This is a genomic window from Brachybacterium zhongshanense (genome assembly GCF_055385755.1).
In genome coordinates this window covers 778,254-804,554 of the sequence record NZ_AP043790.1, presented here as the reverse complement: position 1 = coordinate 804,554, position 26,301 = coordinate 778,254, and the positions used below count along the sequence as shown (strand labels likewise).

Below are 26,301 nucleotides of genomic sequence, written 5' to 3'. Positions count from 1 at the left end.
TTTCCTGCTCGCCCGGCGGCACGTGCGCCCGTCCGCGCCGCGTCGCCCCTGGACGGTGGACCACCGGACCCGCAGCATCGACGTTCGTCGGATCGGTCCGCGGCCCGCGGATCCGTAGGTTGGACCCTGCGGTCGCCGCGGCGGCCGTCGGCCGACGACGAGGAGGAGTGCGCACGACATGAGCACCGGATGGACAGCCCCGGGGGCCACGTCACCCGAGCCGCGGAGCGGCGCCGAGCACGAGCCCGGAGCCGCCCAGGTCCCGGGGGCGCCCGGACGCGGCGCCCCCGGAACCCCTCCGAGCAGCGGTCCCGCGCGGGAGCTCGACGCGACGCTGCCGCTCTTCCCGCTGCGTCCCCTCTCGCTGGGGGAGATCCTCGGTGCTGCGGTCCGGATCTACCGGCTGCGGGCCCGCCCGACGCTGGCGCTGTCCGCCTCCGTCTTCGGCGTCGCCTTCGTCCTGATCACTGTCTCCACCGGCGTCGGCATGCTCCCGCTGATCGGACAGATCCAGACTGCGATGGAGGATCCGACCGCGGAGTCCTCGTCCTTCACCTCCGTCGGGGACCTCGCCTCCGTCGTCGGTTCGACCCTGATCACCTCGCTGATCACGCTGGTCGCCGCGGCCGTCGTGACGGTCCCCCTCACCCGCATCGCGATCGATGCGGCGACCGGCGGGCGCGAGGAGGATCAGAGGGTCTGGGCGACGACGCGGCGCTTCGGAATCTCCGCTGTCGCCGTCTCGCTGATCGCCTCGCTGCTCGTCCTGGCGGTCTTCGCGCTGCCCGTCGTGCTCGGCGCCCTCCCGATGGTCCTGATGCTCGAGCCCTCGCCCCTGACCGTCGTGCCCTTGGTCACGGGTCTCGTCGTCGGCGTCCTCGCAGCGGTGTGGGTGTGGAGCCGACTGCTGATGGCGATCCCCGCCCTCGCCGTGGAGGGGCCGGGAGTGCTGGGAGCTCTGCGCCGCTCCTTCGCGCTCACCTCGGGCCGTCGCGTGTGGAGGGTGCTGGGCATCGGCGTCCTCGTCTACGTGCTGTACTACCTCGCCAGCCAGGTCGTGGCGGGCGTCTTCGGCACCGTCGGCACCGTCCTCTATCTCGCGATCCTGCTGGCGAGCTCGTTCGAGTCCGTGACCCTGGGCGTGATGGTCCTGACGGTGATCTCCATGATCGGCGCGTACGTCGCTACCTTCCTGCTGACCCCGTTCTACGCCGCGGCGATCGCCGCCCTCTACGCCGACGTCCGCATGCGCCATGAGGCATGGGACATCGAGCTCGTCCGCACCGTCCGCGAGCAGCGCCATCGCTCGCCGCTGCGCGATCACGCAGCCGACGGTCCTGTCGGCACAGATCCTGCCGGCACAGGTCCTGCCGACGGATTCCCCGTCGGCGCCCGGCCCATCGACCCCGCAGGTCCCGCCGCAGGGGTGATGGCCGCGGGGCCCTCCACCGGCCGCACAGCGGCGCGGAGCCAGCGATGATCCTCGCCGGGCCCGTGGTCACCGACCCCGATGAGGCCCGATCGCGGGTCCTCGACGAGCTGTCCAAGGGCGAGTACGGACGCTCCGACGGCTTCGTCTCCTGGCTGCTCGGAGTGATCGACGAATGGATCGTCGGCCTGGTCGACGGTGTCGACGGGTCCTCCGCGCTCGGCACCGGACTCGCCGTCGCCGCCGTGATCGGCCTGCTCGCGGTCCTCGTCGGGGTGGGTCGGCGCACCGGGCTGATCCGCCGCGGCGCCGCCCTCGGGGTGAGCTCCCAGCTCGGCGGGGAGCTCCGTCAGAGCGGGAGCGAGCTGCGCGAGCGCTCGCGCGAGGCGATCGACAGCGGGCTCCTGGACGACGGCACCGTCCTGGCGCTGCGCGCACTCGTGCGGGACCTCGAGGAGCGCACGCTGCTGGACGGCACCACCGGCATGACCGCGCACGAGGCGGCACGGGACGCCGCCTCCGCATTCCCCGACCTGCGCGGTCGCCTCCTGCTCGCCGCCGACGCCTTCGACACTGCCGCCTACTCCCACCGCACTGTCCGCCGCAAGCAGGCCGAGGACCTGCTGCGCCTGGCCGAGTACATGGCCGAGTCCGCACCGGACCTCTCCGGGACGCTCGAGGAGCCCGCAGGGAGGACGGCATGAGCGCCCCTCCCCTGCAGACGGCTGGCAGGACCGGGGCCGGCGCCCCGAGCGGCTCCGCCGGCGACATCCCGGACCGCTCCCCCACCGGCGGCGAGAGGGACACCCGTCGCGGCGACCGCCGCCCCGGCCTCGTCGTGATCGTCGTGCTGGCCGTGCTCGCCGCCGTCCTCGCAGGAGTCGCCCGAGGCTACTACCGGGACGGCCTCCTCGAGCATGATGCGCCCACACCCCAGGGGTCCCGCGCCGTCGTGACCGTGCTCGGCGACCTCGACGTCGACGTCGACGTCGCGCGCAGGACCTCCGACGCCGCGGACGCTCTGCGCTCAGGACGCACCGTCCTGGTCACGTCCACCTCCGGCCTCGGCGCCGAGCAGCTCGATCTGCTCTCCCAGGCGCTCGCCGAGAGCGAGGGCGAGGGCCGGCTCGTGCTCGTCCGTCCCGACGCCGTCGCGCTGTCGGTCCTCGCACCCGACGTCTCCCCCGCCGGCGCCCTCGAGGAGTCCGCCGTCCTCCCCGCCGAGGACTGCGGAGACCTCTCCTTCGGCGCCCGCGCCGTGCGCGTGCTCGGGGAGGACGGCGCGGCAGGCGCCTCCCGCCTCTACCGCGCCGGCGGCGAGGCCACCGGCTGCTTCGCCGACGACGACCCCTCCGGCTCCGGGCAGGCGGGCGCCCTCGTCGTGCGCGACGGCGACGTCGTCGTGCTGGGCTCCGCGGATCTGCTGACCAACGAGGGCATCGGAGAGTCCGACAACTCCGCTCTCGCGCTCAACCTCCTCGGCGACGACGGAGCGGCGACCTGGTACCTGCCCTCGGCGGCCGACCCCTTGGCCGCGAGCTCCGCCACGCTGCTCACCCACCTGCCTCGGTGGGCGGCGCCGGTCGCACTGTGGCTCCTGGTGGTCGCTCTGATCGCCCTGGTCGCCGTCGGCCGACGCACCGGCCCGGTCGTGGTCGAACCGCTCCCTGTGTCCGTGCGTCCGCAGGAGCTCGTGCTCGGACGCTCCCGACTCCTGCACAGGGCCGACGCGCGCGATGCCGCCGCCGCTGCGCTGCGCGCCGCCGCCTGCTCCCGGCTCGCCGCACACCTCGGCCTGCACCGCGAGTCCTCCCTGGACGCGCTGATCGCGGCCCTCGTCGAGCAGTCCGCCCCGGAGAGCACCCCGGGAAGCACCCCGGACCGCACGCCTCCGCGCACCCCGCAGGAGCTCCGCGACCTGCTGGGGCCCTCCCCCGTCACCACCGACCAGGACCTCGTGGCCCTGGCCGAGCAGCTCGACAGACTCGAGAAGGAGATCGACCGATGACCCAGAGCACCGACGCGCCCGCCGACGGCGACGCCCGCACCCGCCTCCAGAGCCTCGCCGCCGAGGTGCACAAGGGGGTCGTCGGCCAGGACGCCGCGGTGACCAGCCTCGTCGTCGCCCTGCTGTGCCGCGGCCATGTGCTGCTCGAAGGCGTGCCGGGAGTCGCCAAGACCCTCCTCGTCCGCTCCCTCGCCGCAGCCCTGGACGTCCGCATGCGTCGTGTCCAGTTCACTCCCGACATGATGCCGGGAGACATCACCGGGTCCCTCGTCTACGACAGCACGACCTCCGACCTCGTCTTCCGCGAAGGCCCCGTGTTCACCAACCTCCTCCTGGCCGACGAGATCAACCGGACTCCCCCCAAGACCCAGTCCGCGCTGCTCGAGGCGATGGAGGAGCGGCAGGTGACCGTCGACGGCGTCGGCCGGCCGCTCCCCGATCCCTTCCTCGTCGTCGCCACGCAGAACCCCATCGAATTCGACGGCACCTACACCCTCCCCGAGGCGCAGCTGGACCGCTTCCTGCTCAAGGCCGTCTTGCCGCTGCCCGAGCGCGAGACCGAGATCGATGTGCTGCGCCGCCACGCCGACGGCTTCGACACCACCGACCTCCCCGCCATGGGGCTGCGCGCCGTGGTCGACGCCGCGTCGCTGCACAGCGCCCAGCAGGACGTCTCCCGCGTCGCCGCCGAGGACCCCGTCGTCCAGTACATCGTCGACGTCTGCCGCGCGACGCGGCGATCCCCCAGCCTCTCCCTCGGCGTCTCCCCCCGCGGCGCGATCGCGCTGCTGCGCACCTCCCGTGCATGGGCCTACCTCTCCGGCCGGGACTTCATCACGCCCGACGACGTCAAGACCATGGCTCCGGCGACGCTCTCCCACCGCGTCCGCCTGACCACCGAGGCCGAGCTCGAGGGGACCCAGGTCGAGGCGGTCCTCGCCGCGACCCTCGCCTCCGTGGCCGTCCCCCGCTGAGAGACCGCCCATGAGGATCAGCCCGACCCCGAGGGCCGCGCTCGCGGCCCTCGTCGGCCTGCCCGTCGTCGTGCTCTGGCCGCACTGGTGGACGCTCCTCGCGCTCATCGCGGCGTGGGGCGCCCTCGTCGTCGCCGACGCGCTGCTGGCCCCCTCGCCGCGCGCGCTCGTCGTGCGGCGTCAGGCCCCCGGACAGGTCCGCCTCGGCACCGTCGCCTCCGGCCGCCTCCTGCTGACCAACCCCGCCGCACGCACCGCCGACCTCGAGATCCGCGACGCCTGGAACCCCACTGCAGGCCTCGACGATCAGTACCATCGTCTGCGCCTCCCCGCGCATGAGCGCCGTGCGATCGCCCAGAGCTTCACGCCGACGCGGCGCGGCGAGCATTCCTCCCGCGCCCTCGTGATCGGCTCCCGCGGGCCCCTCGGACTGGGTCGCCGCAGCGCCGACGTCGGCGTCCCCGGACGCATTCTGGCTCTGCATCCCTTCGGCTCCCGTCGCCATCTCCCCTCCCGCGTCCGGCGCCTGCGCGAGATCGAAGGGCTCTCCGCCCTCCATCAGCGCGGACAGGGCACCGAGTTCGACTCCCTGCGCGACTTCGTCGACGGCGACGACGTGCGCTCCATCGACTGGCGCGCCACCGCCCGCCGTCGCAGCGTCGTCGTGCGCACCTGGCGTCCCGAGCGCGACCGGCACATCCTGATCGTCGTGGACACCTCCCGCACCTCCGCCGCACGCATCGACCAGGGCACCCGCCTGGACTCCGCCTTCGACGCCGCGCTGCTGCTGACGGCGCTCGCCGGGCAGGCCGGGGACCGCGTGGACCTGCTGTGCATCGACCGCATCCCGCACGTCTCCGTATCCGGCACGAGCCGCACCACGGTCCTGCACGACATGGTCGCGGCGACATCACCGGTGCATCCGGCGCTCGTGGAGACCGACTGGGAGCTGGCCGCCTCCACGATCGCGGGCCGCGCCCGCCGCGGCTCCCTGGTGGTGCTGCTGACCCCCATCGAGGCGTCCGTCCTGCACACCGGCCTGCTCCCGGTCGCCGCGAGGATCGCCGCCGACCACCCGCTCGTGGTCGCCTCGGTGAGCGACCCCGCGCTGGACTCCCTGGCGGACGAGCGGGGCGACGTCGAGAGCGTCTATCGCGCCGCGTCCGCCGAGCAGTCCCGCACCGAGCGCGTCGGGATCGGCCTGGCGCTCGAGCGCGCCGGGGCGCATGTCGTCGACGCACCGCCGAGCCGTGCCCCGCAGGCCCTCGCCGACGCCTATCTGGCGCTCAAGGCCGCGGGACGTCTGTGAGCCGTCGCCCGGCCCGCCCGAGCGCATGCTCGCGCAGCGCGACGTCCCCGCGCAGATGCGCGGCGGCGGCGATCTGCAGAGGCAGCGAGCGGCGCAGTCGGACCGCGCGGTCCAGCACCGCGTCCTCCACATCCCGCGCGAGGTCGGATCGCGGGTAGAAGGCGAGCAGGGTGGACAGGTCCACCGCCGGATCCGCCCAGGCCGCATGGTCGGTGTCGATCACGCGCGGCTCGCCGTCGTCGGTCTCCGTCCGACCGTGCAGCAGGATGTTGTGCGGCCCGAAGTCACCGTGGACGAGGGTCGCCGCGTCGGCCCCCGGGCCCGCGGCATCGGCTGCCACGTCCTCGGCGGCGGCGCGGGCCCGCCGCTGGAGAGCGGGTGCGCGGGCCGTGATCTCGTCGACGATGCGCGGCCACTCCTCGCCTCCGCACCAGGTCCGCACCGGGGGCAGCTCCCGCTCGAGCTGAGGATGCGCGAGCGCGGCGTCGCGCCAGCGATCGAGGATCCCGAGGATCAGCCTCCGATCCTCCGCCCAGCTGCGCGCCACCATCCCCTGCCCCGGGACGTGGGACCAGATCGCTGCGGACCAGCCCTCGGCGCTGACCGCTGCCCCCAGCGGAGCCGGAACCCCCAGGCCGGCATCGGCGAGCAGGGCGGACGTGAGCATCTCCCGATCGATCGTCTCCCGGTGGCCGGCCCCGCTGCGCAGCCGGACGACGGCGGCGCCCGGGATCACGAGCACCCAGTGGAAGGCTCCGTGGGCGGGTCGCATCCGCTCCCAGGGGAGCTCAGGCCAGGCGCGGCGCAGCGTCTGCTCCGCCCCCGCCGGCGGCTCCCGCAGAGTGCTGACCATCTGCCGAGTCTAGGAGGCGGCGCAGGGTCGACGGTCGACGACGGGACCGCGGCCCAGGCTTCAGCCCTGACCGGACCGGCCCGGTCAGCCCGGTCAGCCCGGTCAGCCCGCCACGGCGACGGAGTCGCCGGCCATCTCCTCCGAGAGATCGCCGGTGATGCCCTCACGATGCGCCTGCCGCCCCCGGCCCAGCATGTACACCAGGAACGCGATCCAGACGAGGGCGCCGATGGCGATCCTGACGCCTGCGGGCAGCGAGCTGGGGGTCACGAAGCCCTCGATGATCCCTGAGACCAGGAGCACGGGCACGAGTCCGATCCCGACGGTTACCAGGGCGCGCGCGGACCGCGCGAGCGACTCCAGGCGCGGCAGGGGCCCCGGCCGCACCCACGCCCAGAACACCTGCAGACCGGCGCCGGCCCCGACGACCACAGCCGTCAGCTCCAGCAGCCCGTGCGGGAGGATGAACTCGAAGAAGGTGCCCAGCCCGCCGTAGGCTCCCATCACCCCTGCGCTGAGCCCGATGTTCATGCCGTTCTGCAGGAGCATCACCACGGGCCAGATCCCTGTCACGCCGAGGACGACGGCCTGCACGGTGATCCACGCGTTGTTGGACCACACCTGGGCGGCGAAGCCCGACGCCTCACCCTGGAAGTAGTAGGCGACGAAGTCCTGCTCGACCAGGGCCTCCTGCGCCTCGGGATCCACCGCGAGATCCCGGGCGGTCTGGTCGAGGCCGAAGTACAGCGCCGAGACGACGGCGGAAGCCAGCAGCAGTGCCGCGGACAGGGCCACCGACCAGCGCGCCCGGTACAGCGCGGCCGGCAGATCGCCCCAGAAGAACCGGCGCAGGTGGCTCCACAGCGGGACCCTGGTCCCCGTGATCCGCAGGCGAGCACGATGCACCAGCAGCGACAGGCGCGCCGTCAGCGCCGGGTCCGCGACGGTGGAGCGGACGGTCGACAGATGGGTCGCGGTCTCCTGGTAGAGCGCGATGAGCTCGTCGATCTCCGGCGCGTCGAGGCGGCGCCGACGGGTCAGCTCCCGCAGGCGCTCCCACTCCTCACGGTGCACGGCGATGAAGGCGTCGATGTCCACTGCTCCAGGGTAGGCGGGCTTCCTCGTCCCCCGCCCCCGACTTCCGTCGGGTCCGCTCCCCGTCGGAAGCAGACGCTCGACCCTCACGCGGACGGTGCACGGCTGGGAGGATGGGCGCATGCCTGCGATGTCCGCCCCCGCGATGTCCGCCACCTCCTCCGCTCCCGCGCCCACGGCGCCGTCGGCCGCACCGGCTGCGCCGTCGGCCTCGCGCGACGCCCTGATCACCGGCGAGGCTGTGCTGCTGGACCTGCGCACGGCGTCGTTCGCAGTGCGGATGGTGTCCGCGGCGATCGATGCTGTCATCCAGCTGGGGATCCTCACAGGAGGACTCGTCCTGACCACATGGCTGTCCGCACGCGGACTCGACGACGGGATGGCATCAGCGGCCGCGGTGCTGGTGTCGGTCGCCTCCTTCGTCGGATACCCGCTGCTGTGCGAGGTGCTCGGCCGTGGGCGCTCCGTGGGGCGCCTGGTGATGGGGACCCGCGTGGTCCGGGGCGACGGCGGCCCGGTGCACGCCCGCCAGAGCCTGCTGAGGGCTGTCATGGCGATGCTCGAGATCTGGTCGACGGCCGGCGCGCTGGCCCTGACCTGCTCGGTGATCGACGCGCGGTCACGTCGGCTGGGAGACCTGCTGGCCGGGACGATGGTGATCCAGGAGCGCATGCGGGATGTCGTCCCGGACCGCGCGGAGGTGCCGCCGTCGCTGCGGGAGTGGGCCCGGGACGCCGACGTCGGCCGCCTGCCCTCGGAGCTCATGCAGGATGTCCGCTCGTACCTGCCGCGCGCGGCGACCATCAACCCGGTCTCCCGCCGCACGATGACCCGGGACCTCGTGCAGCGCGTCCTCCCGCACGTGAACCCCGGACCCCCGCCCGGCACCGACCTCGAGGAGTTCCTCGCCGCCGTGATCGCCGAGCGCTCGCACCGTGACGAGGAGCGGCTGCTGCGCGCCCGCGACCGCCGCCGTGAGCTGGCTGCGGAGGTCCGCACGATGCCGTTCGGCGGCTAGTCCCCCCGTCATCGGTCGCGGGAGGGGCCAGGACGTCTCAGGACGCGCGCCCGGCGATCAGCACCGGGATCCCGCCCTCGACGGCGTGGACCCGTCGGCAGGCGGTGCACTGCAGGGCCCCGTCGACATCGCGCAGCTCCCCGCCGCAGTCCGGGCAGCGCAGGCGCGCCCTCACCCAGCTGGGCACATCGGCGCCGCTGGCCCCGGCGGGAAGGAGACCGTCCTCGGACGGGCCTGATGGAGTCGGCCCGGGCTCGGCCGGCCCCGGCTCGGTCCACGCGGAGGAGCTCTCGTCCGCGCGGATCAGCGCGAGCACCTGATCGCGGACCCTCTCCATCGTCCCGGCATCCGCAGCCTCGACGTTCAGCCGCAGCAGCGGCTCGCTGTTGGACGAGCGCAGCGACAGCCACCAGTCGTCCCCGTCCTCGCTGTCCTGGGCGGCCGATGCCGAGGACGTCCAGTGCACGGCCGTCAGCCCGTCGAGATCATCGACCTCGGCCCCCAGCGCCGCCACGTGGTCGCGGACCCTGTCGATCGCCGCACGGGCGGCGTCGGAGGAGTCGGGCCGAGTGTTGATCTCGCCGCTCGCCGGGTACGGGTCATGCTCGGCGACCAGTGCGGACAGCGGAGCGTCCGTCTCCTCCAGAGCTGCCAGCACATGCATCGCGGCGAGCATGCCGGAGTCGGCGCGGAAGAAGTCGCGGAAGTAGTAGTGAGCGGAATGCTCCCCGCCGAAGACAGCGTCCCGCTCGGCCATCAGCGCCTTGATCAGCGAATGGCCGACCGGGGAGCGCAGCGCTTCTCCGCCGGCGGCCTCGACCGCCTCGGCGACGTGCCGGGAGGAGACGACGTTGGCGACCACGACCGGCCGCTCCTCCCCCGCGGCTCGAGCGCGGGCGATCTCCCGCGTCGCGATCAGGGCGGTGATCGCCGACGGCGGCACGGCCCGTCCCTGCTCGTCGAGGACCACGCAGCGGTCGGCGTCCCCGTCGAAGGCGAGACCCAGGTCGGCGCCCTCGGCGATCACCGCGGCGCGCAGATCCTCGAGGTTCTCGGGGACCAGCGGGTTCGCCGGATGGTTCGGGAACGTGCCGTCGAGCTCGAAGTGCAGCGGCACCACGGTGATCGCATCGATGCGCCCGAGCACCTCGGGCACCGTCAGACCGGCCATGGCGTTCGCCGCATCCACGACCACCCGCAGCGGGCGCCTGCCCGTCAGCGGGACCAGGCGCAGCACGGTGTCGGCATAGTCGACGAGGGTGTCGAGAGGCGTGGCCCGGCCCCCGGGCACCTCGGGGATCCCCCCGGTGAGATACCGCTCCGCGCCGCGCCGGATGTCGTCGAGGCCGTCGTCCCGACTGATCGGGCGTGCGCCCGGCAGGCACAGCTTGAAGCCGTTGTCCTGGGGCGGGTTGTGGCTCGCGGTGATCATGGCGCCGGCGGCCCGATGCAGGCCGGAGGCGCAGTACAGCTGATCCGTCGAGGACAGGCCGGCCTCGGCGACGGTCGCACCGCGGCGCACCGCGCCCTCGGCGAAGGCGGCGGCCAGCTGCGGCGAGGACACGCGCATGTCGTGCGCGATGACCATCGCGTCCCCCTCGAGGTGATCGGCGAAGGCGGCGCCGAAGGCGCGCGCGACGTCCTCGGTGAGGTCCTCGTCGGCGACGCCGCGCACGTCGATGCGGCTGACGATCCCGCTCAGGTCGACCGCCGGGCGGTCCGACGGTTCGATGGGCGACTCACTCATGGGGACTCCTGACCACATGCAGATGGCGCTCGGCGGCGCGCTCGGATCCGGCGCCGCGGGCGGGTGACGAGGCGCCGCGACGGTCCCGCGGTGCCCCCGCGGGAACGTCGGCGCCCGCCGTCGGCCCCGCGGGGGCACCGCGGACGGCATCGGCGAGGGCGACCAGGTCGTCGCTCGCGGAGGAGTCGCCGGCGATGCGCAGCAGCTCCCAGCCCACCGGCGCCGTCATCCTCGACGCATGCATCCGGCAGAGGTCGTAGGTGTTGGGCTCGCTGGTCCGGGCGAGGGGCCCCACCACCGCGGTGGAGTCCTCGTAGACGAAGGTGAGGGTGCTGACCGCAGGGTGCGAGCAGGCGGTCCGAGAGCATTCACGAGCAGGCACAGGATGGAGTGTACGCAGGTTGTCGGATGGTGCGGGGGCGGCGCGCCCTGATCGGGAGCGGCGAACCCCACGTCGGGGTCGCATGCCGGCGCGGGGACTAGAGTGCGCATCATGGACCTCGAGCCCCGACCTCGTGACCTCCCCGGGCCGCGCCGGGGACCCCGGCGGAGGGATCGGCACGGGCGCGGCAGGCGCTTCGATCTGATCCCCCCGCACCTCCCCGGCCACCGCACCCGGCGCGAGCGCTTCGACGACACCGTCGCCGATCTCGCCGCGGACATCGCGGAGCGCTTCCCGCGTCGGCTCGCCCACCTGCAGGTGATGGTCGAGGAGGTCCCGTCGACGGATCCCGCCCCGTGGGAGGACGCCTCCGTCGTACTGGGACGCGCGCATCCGGCCACGCGTGAGCATCCTGCGAAGGTGGTCGTCTACCGGCGCCCCATGCAGACCCGATGCGCCGACGACGAGGAGCTCGAGGCCCTCGTCCGCCAGGTGCTGGCCGAGCAGATCGGGTCGCTGCTGAACCTTCCGCCGGAGGACGTCGATCCGGAGGCCTGGCCGGCCTGACGGCGCGAAGGATCAGGGTGCCAGGGACACCTCGGTCCCGTCGTCGCCTCCCGATGCGGATCGCACGGGCACGGAGGAGAGCAGCACGCCCCCGGCGCCGTCGCTGACCCGCTGGGTCCAGGTCGCGGAGACGGCCCCGGCCTCATCGGGCACGATCACCATCGCCGAGGCCGGAGCGTCCCCGACCTTCAGCGACCCGTCCGTCATGCGCAGCTGCGCGTCGGCGGAGAGGTCGACGGAGATCGGGTCGCCGACGGTGCCGTCCGCGGCCAGCGGGATGATCGTGACCGCAGTGCCGACGGACGAGAAGAGGCTGAGGTACCCGTAGGCGCCGCCGGCGGGCAGCGCGGTCAGCGCGCTCGTGGCAATGGGCTCCGTCGGGCCGACGATCGTGAAGTCGACCGGCGCGCCGATGGTCGCCCCCTCGAGGTCGGCGCCCGTCTGGACGCTCCGGGCGACGGCCTGCAGGTCCTCGTCGGCATCGACGAGGACGGTGCGGACGCCGTCCTCGAGGCCCTCGAGCGGCACCTGCACGACCGACTCGGCCGGGACGGACACGCCCTCGACAGCCGCATCGGCGATCTCGCCGTCTGATCCGACGACGCGGACCGACGCCGTAGCATCCGTGCGGCCGGGGTTCTTCAGGACCACGACGGCAGGGCCCCCGGAGTTCTCGACACCCGGCAGGACGATCTCGTCGGAGGCTTCGCCGAGGGGGCTGAGGATCTCGGCACCACCGGGGGTGAGTCCATCGCGCTCGGTCGTCTGCAGGTGCATCGAGAGCGGAGCGCCCAGCACGGACACATCCACGCCGATCGCCTCCTCGCCCGGGACGATCGACTCCAGCAGGACGGTCTGCTCCTCGCCTGCGGGGACGATCACCTGGCTGCGTCCCTCCATGGATGCGGGACCGTCAGCGGTCGTGACCTGGATCGACGCGGTCGCGGGGCGGCTGGAGACGTTGCGCAGCACGAGCTGCGCGCTCGATCCCGTGGAGGTGGACACGCCCAGGAACGAGGCCTCCGTGGCGGGCTGGTCGCAGCGGGTGACGATCAGCGAGCGGTAGTCGCCGCTCCGGGTGACGGTGGACTGGACGGCGTCGGAGACGGGGCGACCGCCGTCGGTCGCCGTCGCCTCCAGCAGGGGCCCTTCGGTGCGGTTGCGCAGGGTGAGCAGCTGCTGACCGACCTCGCCGGCTCCCTCGGTCCCGCCCATGTCCTCCCCTGCCGCGTCGAGCGCGACGATGCCGGGGACGCGCGCGGAGCCGTCCTCCGCGGTGCGGGTCTGCGAGGCGCTGACCGTGCCGAACAGCAGAGAGGAGTCCGTCTCGAGAGCGACCGCGCTGATCCCGACCCTGTCCAGCGGCATCTGGACAGCGAGCGCGTCGTCGGCGGCCTCGGAGGCCTCGACGACGGCATCGGGCACCTGCACGGGCCCGGCGCACACCGCCGAGCTCGCACCCGCCTCCGAGACGATGCTCTCCCTCTGCACAGCCGCCGACGGAGCCTGCGGACCGGTGACCATCACACCCGCGACGGCAGCGAGCGGAAGCAGCGAGAGCGCGGCGATCAGCGGACGCAGGACGCGGGACCTCCGCGCGCTCCGCACCTCGGAGCCCTCCGGAGGCGCGGTCGTCGACCCGCCCGCCTTCTCGATCCGCTGCTCGTCCGTCTGCTCGTCGTCAGCCATACAGGTCCTCCGAGGTGCGGCTGCGGGGCCGCCAGGGGATCGCGATCAGGGCGGTCATCGCGGTCGCGGCGTACAGCAGGCCGCGCCACAGCGGGGTCAGCGGCTGATCGCGGTGCACGTCGACGTCGCCGGACACCCCTGCGGGGACGACGAAGCCCTGTGCCCAGCCGTCCACCAGCACAGGCTCGAGCCGGTGCCCGCCCGCTTCAGCCCGCCAGCCGGTGTCGAACCGCTCGGAGAGCACGATGGTGCGCTCGGAGCTCGAGGTGCTGAGCTCTCCGGTCGCACCGATGAGCGTGCTGTCCAGGGCCGTGCTCGTGCCGTCCTCGGCGCGGACGACGGCCCGCGCCCGCGCGTCGATCACACGCCACATGCCGCCGGAGGCGTTCACCGTGACCTTCTCGAGGCCGGTGGAGGCGTCCAGTGCGGCGACCAGGTCGGTCTGGGCCGACAGATCGCCGTCGACCAGCACGTAGGAGATCGCGAGCGTCGCGTCCTCCTCCTCGGCGCCCGAGGAGGAGAGCATCCTCGAGACGGCCTCGCGCAGGGCGTCGGAGCCCGCATCGGCATCCACCGGCAGCTGGGCGGCCACCAGGGATGCCTCGCGCGCGTCGGTGATGGCAGAGCGCTGCAGGGCGGTCTCCTCGCCGCCCACCACCAGCCGCGCGCCGACGGAGCCGTCCTCGGCCTCCTCCAGCACGAGCACGCGGGACCTCGCATCGGACCGGCTCTGATCGGCGGCGGCCGCAGGGATGTCACCGCTGGTGGTGCGAGAGACCTCGAGCGTCCCGGGCAGCAGGAGGGTCCAGCCCGCCACGGTGAGGGCGCACACCGCCGCCGCCAGCAGCGCGACGAAGGACGTGGTCGCTCGACGGAGGCGCCCCATACCGGTCTCGCGGCGCGCGAGGGCGTCGAAGGACGCGGCGGCGCCGACACCAAGCGCCAGCAGCACCAGGTCCAGAGGACCGTGCACGTCCGCGGTGACGACCTCGCCGCCGGAGACCGCCACCACGGTGCGGGAGCACAGCAGCACCCCGACCATCGCCACGGCCGCGGCCAGCAGGGCGAACCGCCCTGCGAGACCTGCGGTGCCCCTGAGGAAGGGAGCGCACAGGGCCCCCAGGATCACCGGGAGCAGCGGAAGCACCGGGAGGATCGCGGCGGCGTCGGCCCCGACATGCGCAGAGAGCACGTCGACGAGGCCGGGAGCGCTGGGCCACAGCATGAGCAGGTCCGCTGCGCTCGCCGAGGACGGCAGGGAGCGGATCCCGCCCACGGCCAGCAGGGTCTCCGGATGCCCGAGATAGACGGGGAGGTAGGGGATGTGCATGGCCACGGACGGCACCAGCACCCACAGCAGGCGCACCCGTCGGCCCGGGACGGCGGGGGCGAGCAGCAGGAGCGCGAGGGCGACGATCAGCACCAGCACCGGCTGCACCGCCCCGATCACCAGCAGCACGAGGCCGCCCGCGGCAGCCGCCGGGACGGACGCCTGGGAGACCTTGTGCGGAAGGCCGACGGCGCGCCCCACGGCGAGGGCGAGGACCGGCAGCAGCACATGCACGAGGAGCAGCGGCCACTCCCCCGCGGCCAGCGCGGTGATGACCACGGGTGCCAGCGCCCAGGTGACCGTCAGCACGAGACGTGAGCCGACAGCTCGGGTGATCGCGCCGGCCGCCCACCATGCCGTCAGGGCCGAGGCCGGTATCGCGGCCATGACCACCGCCTCGATCAGCATCGACCCGTCGACCGACAGATGACCCAGCAGACGCACCAGCGGATCGGCGGGACCCCGGGATCCCAGCCCGCCCGCGATCCATGTGGACCATGCGGCCTCTGCCGTGTCCCTCCATGCCTCCGGCAGCGGCAGCAGGGCGGGGCCGACCAGCGTCCCCTGGCCCAGGAGGCTGCGCAGCGACAGGAGACCCAGCGCCGTGGCGGACAGCAGCACGACGATCGTCCACACGATGTGCCGGCCATAGTCGGCGTCGTCGAGACCGTGACGGGTACCGGCGACGCCCCAGGTGGTGCGGCGGATCCGACGGGTGCGCTCGTCGTCGGCGACCAGGCGCGTCCACGCATCCTCGAGCGAGCGCCGGATGCTCTCCCCTCGCGGCAGGTACAGCGGTGCGAGGCGCCCGCGGGGGACTCGGGGCTTCGGCCGAGGGCGCAGGCCGCGGCGCATCGCCCCGGGAGCGCGCCGCATGGCGGCCGCCCAGGCCCTCAGCTCCATCCCCGCCCGTCGCGGCATGACGGAGGCCACGGCGGCCGCCATCCTCAGCACCGTCAGCAGCGGGAGCACCAGCAGCAGGAGCAGCGAGGCGACGATCCCGCGCTGTTTGAGCAGGACGAGGATCTGTCCCGTGCGCTGGTCCTGGAGCCGCTCCAGCAGCGGGCGCACCGGCGGAGGGAACACCACCCTCGCCGAGGACTGCACGGCCACGCGCTCCCCCGAGCGCCAGATCCGGCGGCACAGGTCGATCTCGGCCCAGGGCTCGGGCAGGGCGGGGTCCAGGCCCTGGCTGTCGATCAGGGTGCTCGCGCGGATGAGCATGCCGGGCAGAGCGACGGCGAGCACATCGTGGCGCCAGTCCGACTGCCCCTGGTCGATCTCCCCCGCATCGACCCCGGTGATGATCGCGCCCGAATGGGTGAGGGTCAGGCCGACGTCGACGAGGATGTCGGCGTCCTCCGGCGCAGGAGGTGTCTCCTCGCCCTGCTCGCAGGCCCGCTCGAGTCGGCGCTCGCTGTGCCGGACGCGCTTCGCGCCCACGACGGCGGTGTTCGGGGAGCGCGAGATGACCTCGAGCTCGCGCTCGAGAGCGTCCGCGGCGGGCATAGCGCTGTCTACCACGAACCAGAGCCACTGCTCGTCCCTCGATGTGGCCACACGGCGCCCTGCCCGCCGCTCCCTGCGCCGCAGGCGCTCCGGGACACGGGCGAGGTACTCGGCCTCCAGCGTGGCCAGCCGCTCGGCGGCCTCACGATCGATCTGGGCAGCACGCCGACCGGTGGCGCGCGAGGAGGCGGTCGCCTCCGCCCTCCTCTCGACGTCCGCCTCGGGCGCCCCACGCTCCTCGCGGGTTCGGCTCTCCTCCTCGAGCAGATCGATCACCTCGCGCACCGCGCCGGACCGGCCGACGGTGACGGAGGTCGTGATGACGTCGTCCACCTCGCCGTCGATCGCGGCGGCCCGCAGGCTCCGCTCGAGCTCCTCGTCCAGGGACGAGGGGGCGACCACCAGCACGCGATCGGCCGGACGGGTCTGCGCGGAGACAGCGGCGAGCGTCGCCTCCTGGGTGGAGCGGGACGTCGTCCCGTTCAGCAGGACGACAGCGGTGACATGGCGTTCGCTCAAGAGGTCGGGTCAGATCGCCCGGCGCTTGAGCTTGCGGCGCTCGCGCTCGGAGAGCCCGCCCCAGATGCCGAAGCGCTCATCGTTCTGCAGCGCGTACTCGAGGCACTCCGCACGGACCTCGCAGGACACGCACACCTTCTTCGCCTCGCGCGTGGACCCGCCCTTCTCCGGGAAGAAGGCCTCCGGATCCGTCTGCGCGCACAGGGCGCGCTCCTGCCACGACAGCTCTTCCTCGGAGTCGCTCCCGGCGAAGTCCAGCAGGGACAGCTCCGCGCGCGCGTCGTCCTCGACGTGCTCCTCGCTCATCTCCACCGCTCCTCCCTCACGTCCTGAAGACTCCTTGTAGTCTGTTGCGCACCTAAACTACACCCGTGTAAGTCCGCGGCGTCAAGCGGACGGGAGCGCCCGGGCGCCTCCCGCCCCGGTGCTCGCACCCGGTCCGGAGGTCCCATGCCCGCTCCATCCGACGTCGGCTCCGCCGACCTTCCCCGGCCGGTCCCCTCGGCGACGCCGTCGGCGCCGTCCGGGCCCCGCTCCGTCGCACCGGTCGAGATCCTGCCCGTCAGCGGCATCGGCGAGATCCGGGCCGACGGGCCCGCGGATCAGCACGCGGAGTCCGGTCGCGCGGCCCTGCGGCGCCTCGGCGCCGCGCTCCTCCCGCCGCTGCGCGCCGCCGGCGCGCGCCCCGGGGACGTCGTATGCATCTCCACCAAGATCGTCTCGAAGGCTCTGGGGCTCGTCGTCGACCCCGCCGAGCGGGATGCGGCCGTGGCCGCGGCGGCCGTGCGCACCGTCGCCCGCCGTCGGCACACCCGTGTGGTGACCTCCATCGTCGAGATCGCCTCCGGGCCGGTGATGGCGGCCGCCGGTGTCGACTCCTCCAATGCTCCCGGCGGACCGCTGCTGCTGCCCGACGACCCCGACGCCTGCGCCGAGGTCCTGCACGGTGTCCTCGAGGAGGCCTTCGGCCCGGGCCTCGGGGTGGTTCTGACGGACACCTCCTCGCGGATCTGGCGGGTGGGCGTCGGCGACATCGCGCTGGGTGCGGCCGGCGTCGCCTCGCTCCAGGACCTGCGCGGGGGCGTCGACGGCGACGGACGCCCCCTCGGCGTGACCGTGCGCGACCTCGCGGACGAGCTCGCCGCCGCCTCCGACCTCGTCAAGGGCAAGGCCACCCGGGTGCCGGTGGCGATCATCCGCGGCGTCGGGGAGGCCGTCGCGCCGACCGCCGCCGACGCGGTCCCCGCACGCGCGCTCTCCCGCACCGGTGAGGACGACTGGTTCCGCCGACCCAGCCTCGAATCGGTCTGGCAGGCTCTCGGGCTCGCTCCCGAGGACGAGCCCGTGGCCCGCATGTCCCCCGAGCCCGAGGAGGAGCGCATCGCGCGGGCCCTCGCCGTGGCCGTGCTCCCCCGCCGTCGGGGATCCGACGGCACGAGCCGCGCCGACAGCACGACCCGCGCCCCGGGGGCGGCCTCCCCGCGGTCCCCGCGCCTCGAGCGGTCCTCCCCGGACCGGCTCGTCGTCATCCCCGCCGGCACGGCCCCGGAGGACTGGATCGCCGCGGGCGAGCTCGCCGAGCGGGTGCGCACCGCCCTCGAAGCGGAGTCCATCGCCCGCCGCCTGCCCGAGATGGGGGTCGTCGTCGGCTCCCCCTCACCGTCCGCCCCGACCGCCCCGGAGGACCGCCGATGACCGCTCCCGTCCTGCCCCGAGCATCCATCCTGCTGGAGGCCCTCGAGCGGATCGGCCCCCGACCGGCCCTCGCCTGGCACGGCGAGGCCGCGCGGATCGAACTGTCCGGACACGTGCTCGCCAACTGGGTGACCAAGTCGATCGGTCATCTCGACGCCGAGATCGCCCTCGAGCCCGGCGAGCTGGTGGTCCTCGACCTGCCGCCGCACTGGAAGCGGCTCGTGCTGGCCCTCGCCGCCTGGTCACTCGGCGCACGGGTCCATGTCACCCCGGCGGAGGAGTCCGACGACGCCGACGCGCTCTCCGGGGAGGAGATCCGCGTGCTCGCGACGGACAGACCAGACTCCGCGCTCTCCGAGGAGTCCGATGAGGTCCTCGCCCTGGATGCGGTCTCGCTCGCGCCGCGGTTCTCCGGTCCGCTGCCGCCGCTCGTCCACGACTGGGCGAGCGAGGTGCGCGCCCATCCCGACGCGCTGACCGTCCCCCTTCCGGCCTGGTCGGGACCTGCCCCCGCCGATGCCGAGCCCGATGGCCCCGACTCCCCTCGCCTGCTCGTCGCCGACGACGGGCTTCCCGACGCGCCGCAGGTGCTCGCGGCGCTGCTGGCCGGCGGAGGGTTCGTCGGACCTGCCGCTGCGGTCGACGAGCGGACGGCCCGGGACGAGGGAGTGACCTCGAGGGGCTGATCCGCTCAGCTGTCGCGGAGGGTGCGGACGGCCTCGACGGGATCGCCGTCGTGGACGATGACGCCTCTGCGGAGCACGACGATGCGGGTGCAGAGCTTCTCGAGCATGTCCAGCTCGTGGGAGACGATGATCATCGTGCGCCCCGCCTCCTGCAGCTGCCTGATCCGCTCGAGGCACTTGCGCTGGAACGGCTCGTCGCCGACGGAGAGGATCTCGTCGACGAGGAAGATGTCGGGCTCGGTGTGCACGGCGACGGAGAACGCGAGACGCAGGAACATGCCCGAGGAGTAGTACTTGACCTCGGTGTCGATGAACTCCTCGATCTCGGAGAAGGCGACGATCTCGTCGAAGCGCTCGTCGATCTGCTCGCGGGTCATACCGAGGATGGCGCCGTTCAGGTACACGTTCTCGCGACCGGAGAGATCGGGATGGAAGCCCGCGCCGACCTCGATCAGGCCGGCGACGCGCCCGCGCAGCATGACGCGACCGCTGTCGGGGAACAGCACTCCGGAGATCGTCTTCAGCAGCGTGGACTTGCCCGATCCGTTGAAGCCGATCAGTCCGACGGTCTCCCCCGCGTGCACCGTGAGGTCCACGCCGTCGAGCGCCATGAAGGTGTCGGCGAGCTTCTTGCGCTGGAGCGCGGAGAACGCCAGCTCCTTCAGGGAGCGGTCGTGGCGGAGCGAGAAGCGCTTGGAGACATGCTCGACGCGCACCATCTCCCGCTCGGTGGGCAGGGCTGCGGATTCGGGGACGTCCTCGATCGACGGGGTCATCGGCGCTCTCCTCTCACAGCTCCTGCGCGAAGCGGCGCTTCGCGCGCTCGAACACGAGCGTCCCGACGATGTAGGTGGCCACGGCGATCAGGAGCCCTGCCCACCAGAGTCCGAAGGGTTCTCCGGGCTGCGTGAGCGTCGGATCCGCTGGGACCGCCTCGACGACATCGGGGGCGTACCTCCAGAAGGCCACATGGAAGAGCTCCACGACGATCGTCAGCGGGTTCAGCTGATAGAGCACCCACATCCAGGTCCCTCCGATCGCCTCCTCGACCATCGAGATCCGGTACAGCACCGGGGAGAGCCAGGTGGCGACCATAACGATGAGGTCCACGAAGTTCTCGACGTCGCGGAAGGCGGCGTTGAGCGCCGCCGTGAGCAGTCCCAGGCCGATGGTGAACACCAGCAGGATCGCCATGCCCAGCACGAAGGCGACGACCGATGTCGCGGACGGGACCCAGCCGAACAGCAGCGCGCCGACGACGAGCACCAGCAGCTGCGGGACGAAGTGCACGACCGCGACGATCATGCTGGACCAGGGGAACAGCTCACCGGGCAGGTAGATCTTCGAGACCAGGGCCGCGTTCCCGGTGATCGAGCGGGTCGCATTGCCGAACACCTCGCCGAAGAGGTTGATCACGATGATGCCGCTGAACAGGTACACCGCATAGGCGGGTGTCCCCTTGGACAGCTGCAGGAAGACGCCGAGGGCGATGTAGAAGACGATGAACTGCACCGCGGGCTTGACGTAGCTCCAGAGCATGCCGAGCGCACTGCCCCGGTAGCGGACCCGCAGCTCCTTCTTCACCAGCAGGCGCAGCAGGAACCGCTCCCGCAGCGGGTTCAGCCAGCCGGCATCCTGCCCGGGCGCCCTCCACCCCTCGGCCTGCTCGGCGGCCGACGGCATGCGCGCCGCCGGCCCGCCGACGGCCCTGTCCGTCCCGCTCACTCGGCGCGGTCCTGCTCTCGCACCGGCGCCGGGTTCGCCGCGAAGGTCCGCTCCCACTCCTCGAACGAGGTGATGCGCTCGAGCGCCGAGCGGTACCGGCGCTGCAGCTCCGGCCAGCGGCGGTGCAGCTCGACATGGGCGCCGACGGCGGAGGCGAGCATCTCGCGCACCTTCCGGGGATCGCGCTTGTACCACGAGACCTGGGTGCCCTCGGCGTTGGAGACCAGCGCGCTGTCGTAGGCGGACAGGCGCCACCATTTCGCGTCGAGGTGGGCGATCGCGGCCTGCGGGTTCCTCGAGGCGCGCTCGGCGGTGGGCTTCAGCAGCTGCTTGGCCAGCGTCTTCGCCGTCCAGGCGGGGAGCATCAGGGGGTTGGGCTGGGAGAAGCCGCGTCCCTTGCGCGGGGGCTTGTCCACGTGCACCGGCGGGTAGAGATCCGCATCCTTCGCGGCGACGGCGTCGTCGAACTCGGCGGCCATCTGCCGGATCTGCGGAAGCTTGGTGCCGATCACCGGGTGCAGGGCGTCAGGGCCGTCGAGCACGTCGCGCTGGGCGAGCAGGCGCCCGGCCTCCGTGTAGTACTGCATCGAGATCAGGTGCTTGATGTCCATGAACTGCGACTCCTTGACCACGCGGCCCCCGCGCTCGTACGGGGAGTGCAGCAGCGCCGTGATGATCCGGTTGCGCTCATGGAAGTACGCCTGCCAGCCGACCAGGTCGTCCTTGTCGACCCAGCTCATGTGCCACACCCCGGCGCCGGGCAGCGAGACCGTCGGATATCCGGCCTTCTTGGCGCGCAGCCCGTACTCGGCGTCGTCCCACTTGATGAACACCGGCAGGCTCAGACCGATGGCGCGCACGGTCTCGGTGGGGATCAGACAGGTCCACCACCCGTTGTAGTCCACGTCAGCGCGGCGATGCAGCCACGGCGTGGAGCGCAGCGGACCGCTCGCGAAGTCATGCCCGAGCTCGGCGCCCTCGCCCGGCAGGGCCGGCTGGGTCCGCCACGGGTCGACGATCTCGCCGAAGGTGTGGAGCACCGAGCGGTTGTTCAGGTCGAACATGTGCGCGCCGACGAGCGTCGGCCGGGTCGCGAAGTCGGCGAAGGTCACCAGGCGGATCAGCGACTCCGGCTCCATCACGATGTCGTCGTCGCAGTTGATGACGTAGGTGGAGGTCCCCGCGGTGGCGGCCTCGTGCATCCCGCGGGAGAACCCGCCCGAGCCGCCGATGTTCCCCTGCTCGATGATCCGCAGCTGGTCGCCCATCGTCTCGGCCAGCGGGCCGAGGCGCTCGTCATGGTCCCGCAGACGGTCGCTGCCCTGGTCCACGACGTACATCGTGTCCAGCAGCTCGCGCAGGGCGGGCTCGGCGGCGATGGTGGCGATGTTGTCCAGGCAGTAGTCGACCTTGTTCAGCGTGGTCATGGCGATGGAGAAGGTGCCCTCGGTGCGGGCGAGGGACGCGTCGGCCGTCCACTCGGCGCTCTCGATCGCGAGATCGCCCTCTCCCGCGTAGGCGTCGAACCAGTACCATCCTCCGTCGCCGAAGGCCGTGAGCGGCAGCTCGAAGACCTGCTCGCCCGAGCCGACGACGGTGCGCGACGCCTGGCGCTGGAGCGTCCCCCGCGCGGTCGAGCGCATGACGACCAGATGACCGGTGCCGACCGTGCGGATGCGCAGGCGGATCGCTCGCACCGGGGTCCATCGCCGCCAGTAGCCGGCGGGGAAGGCGTTGAAGTAGGTGCCGAAGGAGCGCATGCCGTGGGCGGGGATGCGCACCGCATGGCGCTGATCGAGCTCGCTGAGGTCGACCTGGGCACCGACCTGCTGGGAGCGACGGGGATCGTTCTCCCCGTGCCCCGTGGACGCGGAGCCGCCCAGGCCGAAGGCGGCCTCGGTGACGCCGGAGCGGGCGTCGGCCGCCTCGATGTACAGCGGGACGACATCGGGCGAGGCCTCGAGCGGCAGGATCAGGCGCTGCAGCACACGCTGCGCGCTCGCCCGGGAGGCCTCCTGCTCCGCGGGGGCGGCGGTGGCGGAGGGGGCGGTGGCGTTCATGATGCTCCTCGTCGGCGGTTCTGGTCGCCCCGCCAGCGGTGCGGGGACGGGCGGGTCAGGCCCGCAGCAGGTCGGACAGCTTGTTGTCGGCCAGCGACAGGGCCGAGCCGATGGCCATGTGCATGTCGAGGTACTGATACGTCCCCAGTCGGCCGCCGAACAGGGTGCGCGGCTCAGCGTCGGCCATCTCGCGGTACTTCAGCAGAGTGTCGCGGTCGGTGGTCGAGTTGACCGGGTAGTACGGCTCGTCGCCGCGCTCGGCGAAGCGCGAGTACTCGCGCTGGATGAGCGTGCGGTCCTTGGGGTAGTCGCGCTCAGGGTGGAAGTGGCGGGGCTCGATGATGCGGGTGAACGGGATGTCCGCATCGGCGTAGTTCATCACCGAGGTGCCCTGGAAGTCACCCGTGGTGTCCAGATGCTCGGTCTCCAGGTCGATCGTGCGCCACCTGAGGTCACCCAGCTCGTAGTCGAAGTAGCGGTCGACGGGCCCGGTGTAGACCACGGGCAGGCTGCCGCGCACGGCGTCCCGGTTCAGCGGCTGGTCGGCATCGAAGTAGTCGACGCCGAGGCGGACCTCGATGTTGGGATGGTCGGCCATCCGCTCGAGCCAGGCGGTGTACCCCTGGGCCGGGAGGCCCTCATGGGTGTCGTTGAAGTACCGGTTGTCATAGCCGTAGCGCACGGGCAGGCGGGAGATGATCCCGGCAGGCAGGTCCTTGGGGTCGGTCTGCCACTGCTTGCCGGTGTAGTTCTTGATGAACGCCTCGTACAGCGGGCGCCCGATGAGGGAGATGCCCTTCTCGTCGAGGTTCTCCGGATCGGTGCCGGCCAGCTCCCCGGCCTGCTCCTGGACCAGCGCCCGCGCTTCGTCGGGGCTCAGCGCGGAGCGGAAGAACTGGTTGATGGTGCCGAGGTTGATCGGCATCGGGAAGACCTCGCCCCGATGGGTCGTGTACACCTTGTGCACGTACCCGGTGAAGTCGGTGAACCGGTTCACGTACTCCCACACCCGCTCGTTGGAGGTGTGGAACAGATGGGCCCCGTACCGATGGACCTCGATCCCGGTGCGCTCGTCGACCTCCGAGTACGCGTTGCCGCCGATGTGCGGACGCCGGTCGATGATCGTGACCTTGACGCCGTGCTCGGTCGCAGCCCTCTCCGCGACGGTCAGGCCGAACAGGCCGGAGCCGACGATGAGCAGATCAGGAGTCGCCACAGATGGTCCTTTCGCAGCGGGCGGATGGTCTTCGCGGTGGAACCCGTTCACAGTAGCCGAGCGGGAGTCGCGGGAAGCGCGACCGAGCCCCCGGCGACGCCCCCGTGCACGGGACTCCGGCGGGGAGTTCGGGAAGAGTTCACGCGCTGTTCGCGGTCAGGTCGGCGGCCTGATCGTCGGGGCGCTCGACGAAGCTGCGGTACCCCAGGCGCCGCGCCCATCCCGGCGCGAAGCGATAGGCGCCGCGCATGAGCAGGTTCCGCGCGAAGACCGGGGGGCTCGTCACATGGTCGCGCAGCATGATCCACTGCAGGCGCACGTCGGAGGCGAACAGCCGATATCCGCCGCGGCGGGCGAACAGCTCGTCGTCGACCCTGTAGTCGACGACGACCTCGGGGATGTTCCCCATCCGGGCGCCTCCCAGCATCATCCGCTCCCACAGCCAGTAGTCCTCCAGCAGCTGCAGGTCCCGATAGCCGCCGACGGCGAGCGCGACCGATCGCCGCAGCACCACGGTGGGGTGATGGAACGGGCTGTGGTACGGGAGGTAGTCGCGGATCTCGTCGTGGTCGAGGGGGCGTCGGCGCAGAGGGCCCCGTCCGGGCGGGACGCGATCCGAGAACTCCCGCATGAAGCCGCCCATGAGATCCAGCGGGGCACGACCGTCATTGCCGGCCATCCGAGGGATCTGGAGCGCGAACCGCTCGGGTCGGCAGATGTCGTCGGCATCGGCGCGCGCGACGATCTCGTGGGGCGAGGCCTCCAGACCGTCCTGCAGGCATGCGGCCACGCCGCGGTGATCGTCATGGCGCAGCACCTCCGCCGGTCCGTACTCCCCCGCCTCGACCGCGTCGACGACGGTCTCCAGAGCTGGAGGCAGCGGGCCGTCGACCGTGAGGATCAGGAGGTCCGGACGCAGACGCTGGTCGATCGTGGCGGAGCGGAGCGCGAGCTCGACCCGCTCCGGGACGTCCCGTCCCCACAGCGGCATCAGGACGCAGAATGTCGCGGGCTCGTCCGGCATGTCCTGCGCATCCCGAATGTCCCGGGCGGTCGTCTCGGCCCCGCCGCTCCTCGGCGCCCCCTCGGTCCGCACGTCCCTCACCGCCCGGCCGCCCGCTCCACGGCACGCACGTCTGCCGCGGCCTCGCCGTCGAGCTGGAGCACGACGTCGGAGGGGCGCGGTCCGTGCGCGATGGCGGCGAGGACTCCCCGCAGTCCGGTGCCCAGCAGATCCGCGGGATGGTGCAGCACCAGCCGCGCCCAGCCCAGGGCCGTGCGCCCGCCGTACAGGACCTTCTCGATCGGGCTGAACGACGAGGTGCGCAGCAGCGCCCACAGGCGGTTGCGCACGTCGTAGTAGAAGCGGGAGCCGGGATTCGCCTGGGCGTCGCCGAAGCGGGCGGTGCGATGCTCGACCACGGAGGCGGGCACGTGGACGCCGCGCCCGTGGCGCAGCAGGCGCCCCGTGTGCTCGAAGTCGTCGGACCAGATGAAGTAGTCGGCGTACGGCAGGCCGAGACGGCGCACGTCCTGACCGTTCAGCAGGGCGGAGACGTAGCTGGCGGTGCGGATCGGCCGTCCTCCGGCACGCTGGGCATCGCGCTTCTCCCGCGCGGAGGCGCCCAGGCGCACCCGCTGGCTGTTCATCGGATGCGGGCGCCCGTCGGTCCACACGGCGCGCGAGCTGAGCACGCTCAGGCGCACCGGGGAGGACTCAAGGGTGCGCAGCAGCTCGGACAGCGCCGTGGGCGTGGGGATCGTGTCGTCGTCCATGACCCACACCCAGTCCGCGCCGTGGCGCTGGAGGGCGCGGGCGATGCCGGCCGCGAAGCCTCCGGCGCCGCCGACGTTGCGGCGCAGGTGGACGACGTCCGCCCCGATCGGGTGCTCGTCGGCGACCCGCCCCGAGGCATCAGTCGAGGCGTTGTCGATCACGATGACCGCATCGGGGCGGTGGTCCTGTGCGGCCAGGGCGTCCAGGCAGTCCGCGAGCAGCTGCTCGCGGTTGTAGGTGACCACGACGGCCACGACGACGGCCTCGGTCGCCGCGCCCTCATGCGCGGAGCCCTCGCGGGAGCGGAGGGCCGCGGGGACGCCCGCGCTGCGATCGGCCCGAGCGGCCTGATCGGCGGCCAGACCGGAGCGCCCGGACTGGGGTGCGGACTCGCTGGTCGCTGAGGTCTGGGTCACTGGGCCTCCTGGATGATGCTGACCGCTCGCTGCACGGATTCCGGCCGCGTCGGCGGCGAGCCCCCAGTGTACGGATGCTGCCGGGGGATCGCCCATCACCGCCCAGGACCTTCCGTGAAGGTCCCGAGGAGGTCATGTCGACGTCCTGGGTGCGTGCCGGATGCGTGCGGGCCCCCACCGCACAGCCGCCGCCTGCGAATAGCCCGGAACGCCGGAGATGCCTCGGGATCACGACGTCGGACGCCGTCCTCCGACCCGCCGGGGCGAGCCTCCGCACGATGGCGGAGCGCGCTCATG

22 protein-coding genes are annotated in these 26,301 nt (G+C 72.7%); 9 read left to right on the top strand and 13 right to left on the bottom strand.

What is annotated here, in order from left to right:
- Positions 1-178: 178 nt before the first annotated feature.
- The 5 genes from ACZ5AJ_RS03595 to ACZ5AJ_RS03575 are packed head-to-tail and all read left to right on the top strand — an operon-like array spanning position 179 to position 5,720.
- Entirely contained in the window at positions 179-1,480 is a 1,302-nt protein-coding gene (locus tag ACZ5AJ_RS03595) for a glycerophosphoryl diester phosphodiesterase membrane domain-containing protein (protein ID WP_464137146.1), read from the top strand.
- On the top strand, positions 1,477-2,133 hold the full coding sequence (locus ACZ5AJ_RS03590; protein ID WP_464137144.1) for a DUF4129 domain-containing protein: 657 nt from the start codon (positions 1,477-1,479) through the stop codon (positions 2,131-2,133). Before ACZ5AJ_RS03595 ends, ACZ5AJ_RS03590 begins: the two co-directional genes overlap by 4 nt.
- Positions 2,130-3,437, top strand: coding sequence for a DUF4350 domain-containing protein (locus ACZ5AJ_RS03585; RefSeq protein WP_464137142.1), 1,308 nt, complete (start codon positions 2,130-2,132; stop codon positions 3,435-3,437). The genes ACZ5AJ_RS03590 and ACZ5AJ_RS03585 overlap by 4 nt, the downstream gene beginning before the upstream one ends.
- On the top strand, positions 3,434-4,411 hold the full coding sequence (locus ACZ5AJ_RS03580; RefSeq protein ID WP_464137140.1) for an AAA family ATPase: 978 nt from the start codon (positions 3,434-3,436) through the stop codon (positions 4,409-4,411). Before ACZ5AJ_RS03585 ends, ACZ5AJ_RS03580 begins: the two co-directional genes overlap by 4 nt.
- A 10-nt stretch (positions 4,412-4,421) precedes the next feature.
- Positions 4,422-5,720 carry a DUF58 domain-containing protein gene (locus tag ACZ5AJ_RS03575; RefSeq protein WP_464137138.1) on the top strand — a complete coding sequence of 433 codons (1,299 nt, stop codon included), beginning with the start codon at positions 4,422-4,424 and terminating at the stop codon, positions 5,718-5,720.
- Here the strand turns inward: ACZ5AJ_RS03575 and ACZ5AJ_RS03570 are convergent.
- Both ACZ5AJ_RS03570 and ACZ5AJ_RS03565 read right to left on the bottom strand, forming a co-directional pair.
- A complete protein-coding gene (locus ACZ5AJ_RS03570; RefSeq protein WP_464137136.1) occupies positions 5,698-6,573 on the bottom strand; it encodes a phosphotransferase in 876 nt (291 codons plus the stop codon). The two genes, ACZ5AJ_RS03575 and ACZ5AJ_RS03570, sit on opposite strands and share 23 nt — an antisense overlap.
- A 102-nt stretch (positions 6,574-6,675) precedes the next feature.
- Positions 6,676-7,671 carry a stage II sporulation protein M gene (locus ACZ5AJ_RS03565; protein WP_464137135.1) on the bottom strand — a complete coding sequence of 332 codons (996 nt, stop codon included), beginning with the start codon at positions 7,669-7,671 and terminating at the stop codon, positions 6,676-6,678.
- 118 nt (positions 7,672-7,789) lie between these two features.
- On the opposite strand from ACZ5AJ_RS03565, the gene ACZ5AJ_RS03560 reads away from it, so the two are divergent.
- Positions 7,790-8,686: an RDD family protein gene (locus tag ACZ5AJ_RS03560; protein ID WP_464137133.1), complete on the top strand. Its 897-nt coding sequence runs from the start codon at positions 7,790-7,792 to the stop codon at positions 8,684-8,686.
- A gap of 37 nt (positions 8,687-8,723) precedes the next feature.
- Here ACZ5AJ_RS03560 and ACZ5AJ_RS03555 read toward each other — a convergent pair whose 3' ends face one another.
- A complete protein-coding gene (locus ACZ5AJ_RS03555) occupies positions 8,724-10,433 on the bottom strand; it encodes a phosphomannomutase/phosphoglucomutase (protein ID WP_464137130.1) in 1,710 nt (569 codons plus the stop codon).
- Positions 10,426-10,815, bottom strand: a complete 390-nt coding sequence (locus ACZ5AJ_RS03550) for a DUF3499 domain-containing protein (protein WP_464137128.1) — start codon at positions 10,813-10,815, stop codon at positions 10,426-10,428. The genes ACZ5AJ_RS03555 and ACZ5AJ_RS03550 overlap by 8 nt, the downstream gene beginning before the upstream one ends.
- Positions 10,816-10,926: 111 nt before the next feature.
- Between ACZ5AJ_RS03550 and ACZ5AJ_RS03545 the strand changes: the two genes are divergently transcribed.
- On the top strand, positions 10,927-11,382 hold the full coding sequence (locus ACZ5AJ_RS03545) for a metallopeptidase family protein (RefSeq protein WP_464137127.1): 456 nt from the start codon (positions 10,927-10,929) through the stop codon (positions 11,380-11,382).
- A gap of 12 nt (positions 11,383-11,394) precedes the next feature.
- Here the strand turns inward: ACZ5AJ_RS03545 and ACZ5AJ_RS03540 are convergent, their stop codons facing one another.
- Genes ACZ5AJ_RS03540 through ACZ5AJ_RS03530 form a run of 3 tightly spaced genes read right to left on the bottom strand, consistent with a single transcriptional unit; the run spans position 11,395 to position 16,735 of the window.
- Complete coding sequence (locus ACZ5AJ_RS03540; protein ID WP_464137125.1) at positions 11,395-13,071, bottom strand: DUF5719 family protein; 1,677 nt, start codon at positions 13,069-13,071, stop codon at positions 11,395-11,397.
- Positions 13,064-16,429: a glycosyltransferase family 2 protein gene (locus tag ACZ5AJ_RS03535; protein WP_464137124.1), complete on the bottom strand. Its 3,366-nt coding sequence runs from the start codon at positions 16,427-16,429 to the stop codon at positions 13,064-13,066. The genes ACZ5AJ_RS03540 and ACZ5AJ_RS03535 overlap by 8 nt, the downstream gene beginning before the upstream one ends.
- 9 nt (positions 16,430-16,438) lie before the next feature.
- On the bottom strand, positions 16,439-16,735 hold the full coding sequence (locus ACZ5AJ_RS03530; protein ID WP_464137122.1) for a WhiB family transcriptional regulator: 297 nt from the start codon (positions 16,733-16,735) through the stop codon (positions 16,439-16,441).
- Positions 16,736-16,879: 144 nt separating this feature from the next.
- Here ACZ5AJ_RS03530 and ACZ5AJ_RS03525 point away from each other — a divergent pair, with 144 nt between their 5' ends.
- Entirely contained in the window at positions 16,880-18,124 is a 1,245-nt protein-coding gene (locus tag ACZ5AJ_RS03525) for a coenzyme F420-0:L-glutamate ligase (RefSeq protein WP_464137120.1), read from the top strand.
- The gene (locus tag ACZ5AJ_RS03520; protein WP_464137118.1) at positions 18,121-18,810 is read left to right on the top strand and encodes a TIGR03089 family protein; all 690 of its coding nucleotides are present in this window, start codon (positions 18,121-18,123) and stop codon (positions 18,808-18,810) included. The genes ACZ5AJ_RS03525 and ACZ5AJ_RS03520 overlap by 4 nt, the downstream gene beginning before the upstream one ends.
- 5 nt (positions 18,811-18,815) lie before the next feature.
- Here ACZ5AJ_RS03520 and ACZ5AJ_RS03515 read toward each other — a convergent pair whose 3' ends face one another.
- From ACZ5AJ_RS03515 to ACZ5AJ_RS03490, 6 genes are all read right to left on the bottom strand, one after another.
- Positions 18,816-19,586 (bottom strand): ABC transporter ATP-binding protein, encoded by a 771-nt coding sequence (locus ACZ5AJ_RS03515; protein ID WP_464137115.1) that lies wholly within the window; start codon positions 19,584-19,586, stop codon positions 18,816-18,818.
- Positions 19,587-19,599: 13 nt separating this feature from the next.
- On the bottom strand, positions 19,600-20,493 hold the full coding sequence (locus ACZ5AJ_RS03510; RefSeq protein WP_464138686.1) for an ABC transporter permease: 894 nt from the start codon (positions 20,491-20,493) through the stop codon (positions 19,600-19,602).
- 38 nt (positions 20,494-20,531) lie between these two features.
- Positions 20,532-22,595: a glycosyltransferase gene (locus tag ACZ5AJ_RS03505; protein WP_464137113.1), complete on the bottom strand. Its 2,064-nt coding sequence runs from the start codon at positions 22,593-22,595 to the stop codon at positions 20,532-20,534.
- A 55-nt stretch (positions 22,596-22,650) separates the two neighbouring features.
- Complete coding sequence (gene glf / locus ACZ5AJ_RS03500; RefSeq protein WP_464137112.1) at positions 22,651-23,811, bottom strand: UDP-galactopyranose mutase; 1,161 nt, start codon at positions 23,809-23,811, stop codon at positions 22,651-22,653.
- Positions 23,812-23,950: 139 nt separating this feature from the next.
- Complete coding sequence (locus tag ACZ5AJ_RS03495) at positions 23,951-24,835, bottom strand: glycosyltransferase (protein ID WP_464137110.1); 885 nt, start codon at positions 24,833-24,835, stop codon at positions 23,951-23,953.
- 77 nt (positions 24,836-24,912) lie between these two features.
- Positions 24,913-26,004, bottom strand: a complete 1,092-nt coding sequence (locus tag ACZ5AJ_RS03490; protein ID WP_464137108.1) for a glycosyltransferase — start codon at positions 26,002-26,004, stop codon at positions 24,913-24,915.
- Positions 26,005-26,301 lie beyond the last annotated feature (297 nt).

Excerpts from the sequence above, each read along its gene's own strand:
- ACZ5AJ_RS03595 (WP_464137146.1), top strand. The coding sequence starts at position 179 with ATGAGCACCGGATGGACAGCCCCGGGGGCCACGTCACCCGAGCCGCGG.
- ACZ5AJ_RS03560 (WP_464137133.1), top strand. The coding sequence starts at position 7,790 with ATGCCTGCGATGTCCGCCCCCGCGATGTCCGCCACCTCCTCCGCTCCC.
- ACZ5AJ_RS03530 (WP_464137122.1), bottom strand. The coding sequence starts at position 16,735 with ATGAGCGAGGAGCACGTCGAGGACGACGCGCGCGCGGAGCTGTCCCTG.
- ACZ5AJ_RS03540 (WP_464137125.1), bottom strand. The coding sequence starts at position 13,071 with ATGGCTGACGACGAGCAGACGGACGAGCAGCGGATCGAGAAGGCGGGC.
- ACZ5AJ_RS03570 (WP_464137136.1), bottom strand. The coding sequence starts at position 6,573 with ATGGTCAGCACTCTGCGGGAGCCGCCGGCGGGGGCGGAGCAGACGCTG.
- ACZ5AJ_RS03545 (WP_464137127.1), top strand. The coding sequence starts at position 10,927 with ATGGACCTCGAGCCCCGACCTCGTGACCTCCCCGGGCCGCGCCGGGGA.
- ACZ5AJ_RS03495 (WP_464137110.1), bottom strand. The coding sequence starts at position 24,835 with ATGCCGGACGAGCCCGCGACATTCTGCGTCCTGATGCCGCTGTGGGGA.
- ACZ5AJ_RS03525 (WP_464137120.1), top strand. The coding sequence starts at position 16,880 with ATGCCCGCTCCATCCGACGTCGGCTCCGCCGACCTTCCCCGGCCGGTC.
- ACZ5AJ_RS03510 (WP_464138686.1), bottom strand. The coding sequence starts at position 20,493 with ATGCCGTCGGCCGCCGAGCAGGCCGAGGGGTGGAGGGCGCCCGGGCAG.
- ACZ5AJ_RS03505 (WP_464137113.1), bottom strand. The coding sequence starts at position 22,595 with ATGAACGCCACCGCCCCCTCCGCCACCGCCGCCCCCGCGGAGCAGGAG.
- ACZ5AJ_RS03515 (WP_464137115.1), bottom strand. The coding sequence starts at position 19,586 with ATGACCCCGTCGATCGAGGACGTCCCCGAATCCGCAGCCCTGCCCACC.
- ACZ5AJ_RS03590 (WP_464137144.1), top strand. The coding sequence starts at position 1,477 with ATGATCCTCGCCGGGCCCGTGGTCACCGACCCCGATGAGGCCCGATCG.
- ACZ5AJ_RS03585 (WP_464137142.1), top strand. The coding sequence starts at position 2,130 with ATGAGCGCCCCTCCCCTGCAGACGGCTGGCAGGACCGGGGCCGGCGCC.
- ACZ5AJ_RS03520 (WP_464137118.1), top strand. The coding sequence starts at position 18,121 with ATGACCGCTCCCGTCCTGCCCCGAGCATCCATCCTGCTGGAGGCCCTC.
- ACZ5AJ_RS03555 (WP_464137130.1), bottom strand. The coding sequence starts at position 10,433 with ATGAGTGAGTCGCCCATCGAACCGTCGGACCGCCCGGCGGTCGACCTG.
- ACZ5AJ_RS03580 (WP_464137140.1), top strand. The coding sequence starts at position 3,434 with ATGACCCAGAGCACCGACGCGCCCGCCGACGGCGACGCCCGCACCCGC.
- ACZ5AJ_RS03575 (WP_464137138.1), top strand. The coding sequence starts at position 4,422 with ATGAGGATCAGCCCGACCCCGAGGGCCGCGCTCGCGGCCCTCGTCGGC.